9 protein-coding genes are annotated in these 11,552 nt (G+C 70.1%); 6 read left to right on the top strand and 3 right to left on the bottom strand.

Annotated features, from left to right (window positions below; genetic code table 11):
- Positions 1-159: 159 nt before the first annotated feature.
- Positions 160-1,935 carry an AAA family ATPase gene (locus AB0F72_RS16960; RefSeq protein ID WP_360431416.1) on the bottom strand — a complete coding sequence of 592 codons (1,776 nt, stop codon included), beginning with the start codon at positions 1,933-1,935 and terminating at the stop codon, positions 160-162.
- A gap of 342 nt (positions 1,936-2,277) precedes the next feature.
- On the opposite strand from AB0F72_RS16960, the gene AB0F72_RS16955 reads away from it, so the two are divergent.
- The 5 genes from AB0F72_RS16955 (at position 2,278) to AB0F72_RS16935 (ending at position 6,973) form a co-directional block, all read left to right on the top strand.
- Entirely contained in the window at positions 2,278-3,000 is a 723-nt protein-coding gene (locus AB0F72_RS16955; RefSeq protein WP_360431413.1) for a hypothetical protein, read from the top strand.
- Entirely contained in the window at positions 2,997-3,617 is a 621-nt protein-coding gene (locus AB0F72_RS16950) for a hypothetical protein (RefSeq protein ID WP_360431410.1), read from the top strand. Before AB0F72_RS16955 ends, AB0F72_RS16950 begins: the two co-directional genes overlap by 4 nt.
- Entirely contained in the window at positions 3,614-4,468 is an 855-nt protein-coding gene (locus AB0F72_RS16945; RefSeq protein WP_360431407.1) for a hypothetical protein, read from the top strand. The genes AB0F72_RS16950 and AB0F72_RS16945 overlap by 4 nt, the downstream gene beginning before the upstream one ends.
- 33 nt (positions 4,469-4,501) lie before the next feature.
- Positions 4,502-5,668, top strand: coding sequence for a hypothetical protein (locus tag AB0F72_RS16940; RefSeq protein WP_360431405.1), 1,167 nt, complete (start codon positions 4,502-4,504; stop codon positions 5,666-5,668).
- A 186-nt stretch (positions 5,669-5,854) separates the two neighbouring features.
- Positions 5,855-6,973, top strand: coding sequence for a hypothetical protein (locus tag AB0F72_RS16935; protein ID WP_360431402.1), 1,119 nt, complete (start codon positions 5,855-5,857; stop codon positions 6,971-6,973).
- Between the two features lie 257 nt (positions 6,974-7,230).
- On the opposite strand, the gene AB0F72_RS16930 is transcribed toward AB0F72_RS16935, so the two are convergent.
- A complete protein-coding gene (locus AB0F72_RS16930; protein ID WP_360431399.1) occupies positions 7,231-9,522 on the bottom strand; it encodes an ATP-dependent Clp protease ATP-binding subunit in 2,292 nt (763 codons plus the stop codon).
- A 271-nt stretch (positions 9,523-9,793) separates the two neighbouring features.
- Between AB0F72_RS16930 and AB0F72_RS16925 the strand changes: the two genes are divergently transcribed.
- Positions 9,794-10,780 carry a hypothetical protein gene (locus tag AB0F72_RS16925; RefSeq protein WP_360431396.1) on the top strand — a complete coding sequence of 329 codons (987 nt, stop codon included), beginning with the start codon at positions 9,794-9,796 and terminating at the stop codon, positions 10,778-10,780.
- Between the two features lie 486 nt (positions 10,781-11,266).
- Here AB0F72_RS16925 and AB0F72_RS16920 read toward each other — a convergent pair.
- On the bottom strand, positions 11,267-11,552 hold a 286-nt coding region (locus AB0F72_RS16920; protein ID WP_360431393.1), incomplete at its 5' end, for a hypothetical protein.

The following is an 11,552-nucleotide window of genomic DNA, read 5'->3' as shown; positions in this document are numbered from 1 at the left end:
GAGGATCGCCTTGAGGCCGCGGGTCCTCCTGTCCCGGCGAACAGAGAGCTCCGTCGGCTCCTCCTGTCCGGGCTGTTTCCTCTGGCACGAGGCACAGACCTCTGCGCCCTCGAGCAGCACGGCCCGACATTTGAAGCATCGTCGTTGATCCGCCATTCGTCACGCCTCTCGTCGATGATGTGTCGTCTTCAGCCGAACTCCCCCGTCGTCCTCCTCGATCCCCACGATCTCGTAGTCGTCGCGCGGATCGGCGTCGACCAGAATCCGGGCCAGGGGATTGAGGAAACAGGCCTCCACGACCGAACCGACTCCCCGGCCGCCGAAAGCGAGGACTTCCGGTCGCTGCACCCGTTCCTCCAGGTAAAGCCGTGCCTCGACGCCGATCGTGAGCCGGTGCCCGGTCTGTTTGACGACCCGTTGCACGGCGGTCTCCAGATTGCGTTCAAGAATCCGCACCGAGGTCGGACCGTCGATGAAGCCGAAGACGATGATGTTCTGCCCGATCCGGTTCAGCAATTCCGGCCGGCCGAGCTTGATGAACTCCCGCCGGATCGCGCTGATGACGCGGCCTTCCAGCTGATCGGAAGTTATTTCCGCACGGTGAGGGCGGGTGCCGTGTGCGACGGTTCCCAGATTGGAGGTGAAAACCACGAGAGTGTCTCCGAAATAGGTGGTCACTCCCGCGGAATCGGTGAGGCGGCCGTCCTCCAGGATCTGCAGGAACATGTCCAGCACATTGAGGTGCGCCTTCTCGATCTCGTCGAAGAGCAGCAGCGAGAACGGCTTGCGGCGCACCGCCTCGGTCAGCTCGCCGCCGTCGCCGTGTCCCCGGTAACCCGGTGGCGCACCGATCAGCCGGGCCTTGGCGTGCTCCTCGCTGAACTCGCTCATGTCGAACCGGAGCATCGCCTCCGGCCGTCCGAAGACGAGCTCCGCCACCTGCTTGGCGACCTCGGTCTTGCCCACGCCGGTCGGCCCGGCGAGGAAGAGGACGCCCTGCGGGCGGGTCGGATGGCTGGCGCTCTGCGCCCCGGACAGCCCGAGCGCCGCCCGGGCCAGCACGTCGGCGACCTTCTGGACCGCACGCCGCTGGCCCAGGACGGTCCGGTTGAGCGCGACGGCCGCGCCGGAGATCCGGCGGCGCAGGTCGGGGTCCCGCCACGGAGTGCCCCCGTCGGCGGACCGGACGGTGCGCACCGCCTCCTCGATGCGGGCCAGCGGCAGGGCGTCGTCCGCTGCGAGCTGCACCGACGTCGCCACATCACGCAGCGAGAATCCGTCGGTGAGCCGGGCCAGGCGTAATCCCGCCCCGTCACGGTCGTCGGCCGTCAGCCGGACGTACTCCGGCAGCGCACGCAGCAGGATGGCGCTCAGCCGGCGCCGCTCGGACATGCCCGGTGGCGGCACCCGGATCACCCGGACCGCGTTCGGGTCGAGAAGCCAGGCGGGCAGGTCCGCCTCCCGGCCGACGATCCAGATGATCGTGTTGTAGAGGCCGTTGCGGCCGTCGGTCTCGGCCGCGATCCGGGGCGCCGTCCGGGCCAGCCGGCGGCCGGTGAGGTACACCCGGTGCAGGTCCGGGTCCTGGGGTGAGCCCGCCAGCAGCGGCGCGTCCTCGACGATCAGGGCGGCGCGGGACCCGGTGCCCTCGACGACCTCGCGCATCAGGGTCGCCAGCCGGTCCGGATCGGCCTGCTCCTCGCCGTGGAATCGATCCGCCTCGGGCACCACGTCATCGGCGAGCTTGGGATTGGTGAAATAGTGCGCCATCGGGCCGTCCACCGGATCCCAGCCCATCACCAACTGGTACGCGCTGGCGCGCAGACATTCGACCACCGCCTCGGTGGTCGACAAAAGCGAGCGACTCTCGTCATCCCGTGAGCGCATGAGGTGCTCGTCAGCGATGTTGCCGGTCAGCACGATCTGCGGTTTCACGGCAAGCCATGAATAAAGCTCACCTACCCAAGCGGGCGAATCATCCGGCTGGCCCGGCGGCTCACTCATCTCGTTGCTGCCCCTATCTGCGCGACGCCTAGAGTTTGCTCACCCGCAAGGGCCCCGGCAAGAGCCGGTCAGACATTGACGAGTCCCACCGGCCGATGAGGACTCAGCCGTACAGATGAACCGGATGTCGCGTACCAGAATCCATCTTGCTTATGCGGCCGGGCGATGACACGATCCGCCGCATCCATCTACTGGATCCATCTACTGGATCCAATGCAAGATCCCTATTCCGAGGCGCGCCGACCGAGGCCGACACGCAATCAAGGATCGCCCATGGCACCCTCGAGAGCCACCACGAGCAGCACCGGGAAACCGCAGGCAGCCGGCGTCGGATGGCGCTGGCGATGGCGGCTGCGCCGGCTCGGCCGCCAGGACGGGCGGCAGCGGCACCCGGACCCCGACTTCGCCGAACCGCCGGTGCGCACCGCGACCCGTCTCCAGCTCGAGGCCGAGATGCGCTACCAGGTCGAGGTCACCTGGTCGGCGTACGCCAAACGGGTCTCGGAGAAGCTCGTCCAGGCCCAGTCAGTCGCATCCACGATCCCGATGATCTCGATGCGGATCGCCGACGCCGAGAAGCGGCTCGGCCGCGTCCAGCAGGACGAGCCGGACGTCACCGACGAGGTGCAGCGCTTCGCCGGCGAGGAGCAGACCCCCGACGGCGTGCTGCGCCGGCGCCGTTTCCGCGAGTTCGAGCGGCGCCGCGATGCCGCGGCGGGCGTGCACCTCACCGCGCTGGCGGACCTGCGGGCGGCCCAGGAGAGCGTCACCCGGCTGGAGGCCGAGGCGGCCGAGCTGTCCCGGGAGGCGGTCGACGCGGCCCGCCGGATCGCGGCGCTCTACGAGTCCGCCCACGAGGTGTACCAGCAGGCACTGCTCAAACGACACACGGAGAGGGAACTCGTGCGACTGCTTCTCGACAGGGCGCCGTTCCGGCTGCCGGCCGTGGTGTCCGAACCGATGTACTCGCGGCACGAGGGACAGGGCGGTCGGTGAGCGCGTCGGACGATGCCGGCGAACAGCGCCGGCCCCCGCTGATCCGCCGGGTGATGGATCGGGTCGCGTTCGCCCCGGAGCAGACGGACGAGCCGCCGATCCTCACCCGGATGCGGCACGGCAACCTGCCGTCCCTCGCGCCGAAGGTCGGCACGGCGGCGGACCTGGTCCGTACCGAGATGGGCCGGCTCGCCAAGGAACGCGCCATCGACGAGGGCAACGGCGGCGTCCTGGACGTCGCGATCGACGCATGGGTCGAGCAGTGGCACAACGACATCGACAACGAGCACGACGCCCGCCAGAGCGAGCTGCAGCTGCTCGAGACGGAAGCGGCCGCGGAACTCGAGCGGCGCAGGACGATGCTCAGCGTCGTCCACGCCGAGTACGCCGCCGTCAACGCCGAGATCGAACGGCTCACCGCGGTCACCGAGTGGCCCCGGGCCGGACGACGCCGCCGCCGCTTCGAACTGTTCCGGCGACGCCCGAAGCCGCATCCGCCGGAGAACCCTCCCCCGCCGGTGGCCGAGCCCGCTCCCCCGCCCGCCGAGGAGGCTCCCCCGCCCCGCCGGGAGCCGAAACCAACCGCAGTGAGCGAACCGACAGCGGAGGACCAATGACAACCACGCAGGACGGGCCCGCCGGCGGCAGGACCTGGGGGCGTCCGTTCCGAGCGCCCATCGAGGGTCTGCGCGGGCAGTGGTGGCGACGGTACGCCGCGTACCCGGTCCTGCTCCTGATGGCCGGCGCCGACGGCTTCGGATTCTGGAACACGCTGACCGGAATCATCCAGCGCGACACCACACTGGTGCTGGTCTTCGTCGTCGCGATGTCGATCGGCTCGGTGGCGCTCCCGCACGAGATCGGCCGGGTCAGCCGGTCACGCCAGGTGGGATACGGCGGCAGCATCATCTGGATCTTCGTGCTGAGCGTGCTCTGGCTCGGGCTCGGCGCCACGATGTGGTGGCTGCGCGCCAGCGACCGGGACACCTCGGTCTTCGGCAACGCCACCGGCGCCCTCGCGCCGAAAGCCCCCGCCGCCGCCTCCGCCGGATTCGACCAGGAGGCGCTGCACATCGCTCTGCTGCTGCTCGTGCTCTTCCTGATGACCGGGGCGCTGGCGATGGGTCACGGATACCGCTGGGGAGATCCGCGGCTGGCCGAGGTGCGCGCCGCGTACCGGGCCAAGGCGAAGCTCTTCAAAGAACTTTCCACCCGGGAGTACGAGGTGGAGCAGGCCAATGGCAACCTCAACCACGTCCGGGCCGATCAGGTACGGGTGACGCAGTCCCGGGACCGCGACCACGAGATCGACAAGCACCGCGGCGACGTGCTGCGCAGCGCGGCCCGGATCAAAGCGGCCGAGACGCAGCACGACCCGGCGGCCACCGACGCCCTGAACAACTACCCCAGGACCGTGCCGTCGCCGCGAACGGCGCGCCGGCCCTACGACGACCCGCCGGAGATCTGAGTCCGGCCCGACACACTCCCCCCGGAGGACCTTGTGACACCGAACAGGCGACGCTCGATCGGCGCCGTGGCTCTGGCCGGGCTGACCGGACTGGCCGGCGCCGGGTGCGTACCGGATCCGCCGCCGATCCCGCACCCGCCCGGCACCATCGCGTTCGTCGTCGGCGGACGCAGCAACATGCCCAAACCGCGACTCGTCGGTGAGGCCCAGGCATGGCTGCGGGACGCGGTGCTGAGCAAGGACCGCATCGTCGTGGTCGGCGTCTCCGGCAAGCCAGAGATCCTGCTGCAGGACCGCGCCGACCACGAGTGCGACTCGGAGAAGGCGTGCGAGTCGGTGGTGGAGGAATATCAGAAGGGCGTGACCGACATCTTCGACCAGGCCCGGGCCACCGCCCCCGAGGCCGACACGCTCGGCGCGATCCAGCTCGCCGCCCGCAACATGGACGGTTCCGGCCCGCACCGGATCGTCGTGGTGGACAACGGCCTCCAGACCACCGGAGAGCTTCCGCTGAACGGCGACGGCGCCCTCGCCGCCGATCCGGAACTGGTGGCCGCGGAGCTGTCCACCGGTGACCGGCTCGCGTACCTGAACGACACGGAAGTCCTCTTCACCGGGCTGGGCGCCGCCCGTACCCCGCAGGAGCCCCTGCCGCCCGCTGACACGGCCAAGCTGGAGAGGCTCTGGGAGGCCGTGCTGACGGCCGGCGGCGCCACGGTGAAGATCGAGACCGCGAGCATCCCGGACGATGAGCCGGTCGCCGCCGGCATGCCGAAGGTCGGCGTGGTGAAGCCGGACAGCGAGGAGGTGGTCCCGATCAAGCCGCATTGTTACAAGATCCGTGGCGACAAGGTCGGGTTCGTCGGCGATCAGGCAGTCTTCAAGGACCCGAAGAAGGCGATCAAGGTACTCACCCCGATCGCGGCCGATCTGAAGGAGAACAACGCGGCGGCGACGGTCGTCGGCACCACCGCCTACCGGGAACGCGACAAGTCGAATCCGCTGTCGCGGGCCCGCGCGAAGGCCGTCACCGACGTGCTGACCGACCTCGGTGTCGACAAACGACTGCTGGTCGTGGGCGGCGTCGGCACGAACTTCCCAGGTCACCCGAACCCGAACGCCGAGGTCGGCTCGATGCCGGAGACCGTGGCCCAGCAGTACCGCCTCGTGATGATTTCGCCGGTCGGGCAACCCTGCTGATCGCGGTTCCGGTGTACGCGTGGCGCACCGCCTGGGCGTTATAGTCGAGTCCAGGCGGAGCGCCCGCCGGAGCCTTTGGGTGGCCGCCCACGCCTGGTCGTCCGTTCGGGCCAAGAGTCACCGACTCAGCGTTCCGGTCCTTGCTGCCGTCGGTGTGCAGGGCGTGGGGCTGCCTCGGAGGCGATCATGAATGACACCCATCCCCGGAGGCGTAATCCACGCCCCGGCCGCGCCCGCAAACGAGCCATCCGTGAGCAAGCCGCACGGACCGGCGTGCCCTACTCGGTGGCCGCCCGGGTGATCGCCGAGCTCGGGCTGCGGCCCGGCGAGTCGATCGCCTCACACGGGCGGACGATCTATCCCTGCGACCCGGTCCGGCAACGGGCGGTCGACGAGCGCGGCCGCCGGTCGTTCGCGGAGCGGCTGGCCGACACCCGGCGGGCCGCCGTGCTGCCGGAGGGCCGCGCCCAGCATCTCGTCGGCCGCTTCCCGCCGGGTCGCGGGCGGGTCGGCAGCGGGGTGGGCCAGCTCTACCAGGGCGCGGGCCGTCCCGAGCTGCTCACCATGCTGTACCTGGCGGTCGCCGTCGAGTTCCCCGGCCTGGTTCCGGAGCCCGCCGACATCGCGTGGGTCGCCGAGATGGGCGAGGAGACGGCGGTCGACATCGAGTGCGCGCTGCTCGACCGGCAGGCCCGGTCGATGCTGGAGTGCGACACCACCGAGCTGTCTCCCCGCCTGGCCGAAGCGCTGGCAGCAGCCGCCGCCGGCCCCGACCCGCACTTGCGCCTGGCAGCGGAGCGGCTGACAGCGTCCCCGGCTCCGTGGAACACGCGGCGCCCCACCGCTGCCCCCACCGACGCCGATCCCGCCCACGCCGGCCCCGCCCATGCCGATCCCGCCCACGCTGGCCCCGCCCACGCCGGACCCGCCCACGCCGCACCCGCCCATGCCGATCCCGCCCACGCCGGACCCGCCCACGCCGGACCCGCCCACGCCGGACTCGAGCCGCAGCCGTCGAACGGGCCGCACGAGCTGCCGTTCGTTCTGTCGCCGCCCTTTGACGGGGTCCGGCAGATCCTGGACGCCCTGCTGGTGGTCGCCGACGACGGCCACGCCCCGGGAACGCGGGTGCGCGTCCTGGCCGGCCCGCACACCAGCAAGACAGCCACCATCGTCGGAGCGGTCTGGGGCGCCCTGGGCCCGCCGATCGCCTATCGCATCCAGCTCGACGGCGCGACCGGCACCCTCGGCATGGCAGCCGGCGAGCTGGCCGTCCCGCCGGGTCAGGAGTCGCTCCCCGGTTGACCGAGCCCATCAGCGCAGCGTCACCCTCAACGGGCAGCGCCAGCACCGGCCCGCTCCTGGGACCTCGCCGGGTCTCCGGAGCGGGACGAGCTCCCGTGAGCGGGCGGCCGGTCGCGCGAACCGCCGGGCCGGTCCCGCGAACCGCCGGGCCGGTCCCGCGAACCGCCGGGCCGGTCCCGCGAACCGCCGGGCCGGTCCCGCGAACCGCCGGGCCGGTCCCGTGAGCGGCGGCCGCCGGTCCCTGGACCAGCCGGGGCTCAGCCCACCGGGACGGTGTCGCTGGCTCCCCGGAACGTCAGCTGGCCCTCCTCACAATCGACGATCACGGTGTGGCCGGGCCGCAGCTCGTTGAAGAGGATCTGCTCGGACAGCGTGTCCTCCAGCTCGCGCTGGATCGTCCGGCGCAGCGGCCGCGCACCCAGCACCGGGTCGAACCCCTTGTCAGCCAGGTACTTCTTGGCCCGGTCGGTCAGCTCCAGCCCCATGTCCTTGTTCTTCAGCTGCGCCTCGATGCGCGCCGTGAAGATGTCCACGATCTGCAGGATCTCGTCCAGCCGCAGCTGGTGGAAGACGATCGTGTCGTCGATCCGGTTCAGGAACTCCGGCCGGAAGCTGCGCTTCAACTCGTCGTTGACCCCGTTCTTCATCCGCTCATAGGAGCTCTCCGAGGCCTCCGACGCCTGGAACCCGAGCGACACCGCTTTCGTGGCGTCTTTCGTGCCGAGGTTCGTCGTCAGGATGACGACCGTGTTCTTGAAGTCCACGATCCGGCCCTGGCCGTCGGTGAGCCGGCCGTCCTCCAAGATCTGCAGCAGCGTGTTGAAGACGTCCGGGTGAGCTTTCTCGATCTCGTCGAAGAGCACCACCGAGAACGGCTTGCGACGCACCTTCTCGGTCAGCTGTCCGCCCTCGTCATAACCAACATATCCGGGCGGGGCGCCGACCAGCCGGGACACCGTGTACCGATCGTGGAACTCCGACATGTCCAGCTGGATCAGCGCGTCCTCGGTGCCGAAGAGGAACTCGGCGAGAGCCTTGGACAGCTCGGTCTTTCCGACACCGGACGGGCCGGCCAGGATGAACGAACCGGACGGGCGCTTCGGGTCTTTCAACCCCGCACGCGTACGCCGGATCGCCCTGGCGACGGCCCGCACCGCGTCGTCCTGCCCGATGACCCGTTTGTGCAGCTCGTCCTCCATGCGCAGCAGACGGGTCGACTCCTCCTCGGTCAGCTTGTAGACCGGGATGCCGGTCCAGTTGCCCAGCACCTCGGCGATCTGTTCCTCACCGACGTCTCCGCCGGCCTCCGCACTTGTCATCCGCCGGATCCGCATCCGCGCGCCGGCCTCGTCGATCAGGTCGATCGCCTTGTCCGGCAGGAAGCGGTCCGAGATGTACCGATCCGCGAGCGACGCGGCCGCGACCAGAGCCGAGTCGGTGATGCTGACCTGGTGGTGCGCCTCGTATCGGTCGCGCAGCCCCTTGAGGATCTCGATGGTCATGCCGAGGGTGGGCTCCTCGACCCGGATCGGCTGGAAGCGGCGCTCCAGGGCGCCGTCCTTCTCGATGCTCTTCCGGTACTCGTCGTTGGTCGTGGCGCCGATCGCCTGCAACTCGCCACGAGCCAGCACCGGCTTGAGGATCGATGCGGCGTCGATCGCTCCCTCGGCGGCCCCCGCACCGACCAGCGTGTGGATCTCGTCGATGAACAGAATGATGTCGCCGCGGGACCGGATCTCCTTGAGCACCTTTTTCAGGCGCTCCTCGAAGTCACCGCGATAGCGCGAGCCGGCCACCAGCGCGCCCAGGTCGAGGGTGTAGAGCTGCTTGTCCGTCAGCGTCTCCGGCACGTCGCCCCGGATGATCGACTGCGCCAGGCCCTCGACAACGGCGGTCTTGCCGACACCGGGCTCGCCGATCAGGACCGGGTTGTTCTTCAGCCGGCGGGACATCACCTGCATGACCCGCTCGATCTCTTTCTCCCGGCCGATGACCGGGTCCAGCTTGCCCTCGCGGGCGGCCTCCGTGAGGTTGCGGCCGAACTGGTCCAGCACCAGCGATGTGGAGGGGCCGGTCGGCGGGGCGGAACCGGTGGCGGTGGGCTCCTTCTCCGGGTAGCCGCTGATCAGCTGGATCACCCGCTGGCGGATCCGGTTGAGGTCGGGCTGCATCCGGGTGAGCACCTGAACGGCCACGCCGTCGCCCTCCCGGATCAGGCCGAGCAGGATGTGCTCCGTACCGATGTAGTTGTGTCCCAGCTGGAGCGCCTCGCGCAGCGACATCTCCAGCACCTTCTTGGCCCGCGGCGTGAACGGGATGTGCCCGCTCGCCGGCTGCTGACCCTGCCCGATGATCGCCTCGACCTGCTCGCGCACCCGGTCGAGGGTGATGCCCAGGCTCTCCAGCGATCGGGCTGCGACGCCCTCACCCTCGCGGACCAGGCCGAGCAGGACATGCTCGGTGCCGATGTAGTTGTGGTTGAGCAACCGCGCTTCTTCTTGCGCCAGGACGACCACTCGTCGCGCCCTGTCGGTGAACCTCTCGAACATCACCATCACGTCCCTCACAAGCACAGTGACTCAAGGAACGCGCTGAGTCGGGGACTCTTGGCACATCGGAGATGCCGGGCTCGGGCGGGCGCTCCACCCACGACCATGCTAGCGCCGGACCGCTGCCGCCGGACACCCGTGCGGTCCCGAAACCCGCAGGTCTCCGAGTTCGGACCGGCGGTGTTCGATTTACCCCGATCAGGTTCTTGCCCGGGCAGCCCCACAGGTTGACCTGGCTTCGCACGGCTCGGCCTGTTTAGACTCCGCGCCCATGGAGGAACGTGTGCGCCTCGGTGAGATCACTTGCCCGTCCGGTGAGCTCGTCCTGATGGATGGCGGCTATCTCGGCCTGTGGTCCGGCGAGCAGTCACCGGACGACACCGCCGAGCCAGGCTCCGTCGCGGCTGCTGACTTCGAGATCGCCGGGCCGGACGCGGCGGCCGCGGCCCGGTCGTTCGACCGCCAGTCGGGACTGTTTCTCTACGACATCCCGCAGCACGGCGTCGCCAAGATCCACGCGCTGTTCGAGGAACACTGCCAGGACCATGGGTACGACGCGTCGCTGCGGCTGTTCCCACGCCGGGTGCCGCACCGGGAGAGATTCCGGCGCGCTCTGGCAGCCGGCGATCCGGACTTCCTGATCACGGGTGTCCCGGTGGTGCCGATCGGCAACGTGCCCGCCGATCGTCCGCTGCCGGTGACGGCGACCCCTGGCGCGCACGGCTGGCGCGAGATCCAGATCGGGTTCGGTGTGGCGCCGGTAGCCCGGACCCGCCCGCTGGGCAGCATGTTCGTCGACTACGCCCGGTTCGTGTTCGCCGATGTGGAGGCGCTCGGCTCGTGGGAGCACGAGGCCACCCGGGACGGCCTCGCCGACCTGGTGTTCTGGGGCCGCGACGAGGACCTGGTGGCGGCCGAGTTCGGCGCCGGCCGCACCGGCACCCCGGGCGACGACGTCTTCGGGTGGCTGAACATGCCGGATGAGGAGGCCTACGAGAGAGCCGTTGCCCTGCAGCACCGGCAGCACGCCGAGCCCGAGGTCAAGTTCGCGTTCGACTTCCGGCCGCATTCGGACCACTGGCAGGTGATGGCCGCGGTGCGCGCGGCCGAGCACGAGGCCGCCACGGTCGCGGTCGGTGGCGCGCACATCATGATGGCGATGACGTCGGTCGGTGACGGGGTCTTCCCCGTACATCTCGATCTGGATGCCGCCGGCCTGCCGGCGGCGGTCCGGATAACTGTCAGCGATGGCAGTTGATCAGCTGTCGGTCGGAGCAGGCGGGGTGCATCCGCGCAGCCGTCGGGCGCGAGCAGCCTGACCTCGCCTCGCGATCTTGGCGACTTGCTACCGCACGGGCGGCGCACGCACGGGCGGCGCACGCACGGGCGGCGCACGCACGGGCGGTGCGCAACTCGCCAAGATCGGGTCGACTGGCGGTGCATTGCCGGCCGAGCCGTAGTCAGGACAGGTCAACGAGCCGTATTCCCTGCGCTGGCTACGGCTCGGGTAGGCGAGCCGTAGGGCGCGCATGCCTCCGGGCTCGGATTTCATGCGCTGGCTACGGCTCGCGGGTCCGAGCCGTAGTGGGGACAGGTTATCGGGGCGTCATTGCTGCCGGAGCTACGGCTCGGCTCCGGCGTGCGCGGATCTTGGTAAGTCAGGGGCCGTCCAGGGCTGCGACCGGTGCACCACCCTTGGGAAAGCCGCCCGCCGCGTGAAACGGTGCGAGTCAACTATCCAAGATCACGTCCTGCGAGCGCCCCCGAGTCCTGCGCCCCGCGCCCCGGGCCGCGCGCCCTGCGTGCGATCTTGGCGGTTTGCGGCGGCACGGGCGCCAACTTTCCAAGATCGCAGGGAGGTCGGGCGCGTGGCGAGGACGATCACGCGGGTGGCGAGGACGATCACGCGGGTGGCGAGGACGATCACGCGGGTAGCGAGGACGATCACGCGGGTAGCGAGGACGATCACGCGGGTAGCGAGGACGATCACGCGGGTAGCGAGGACGATCACGCGGGTGGCGAGGACGATG

This window comes from Actinoplanes sp. NPDC023936 (genome assembly GCF_040639325.1).
Classification (GTDB): Bacteria; Actinomycetota; Actinomycetes; order Mycobacteriales; family Micromonosporaceae; genus Actinoplanes.
This window is presented reverse-complemented; position numbering and strand designations above follow the sequence as displayed.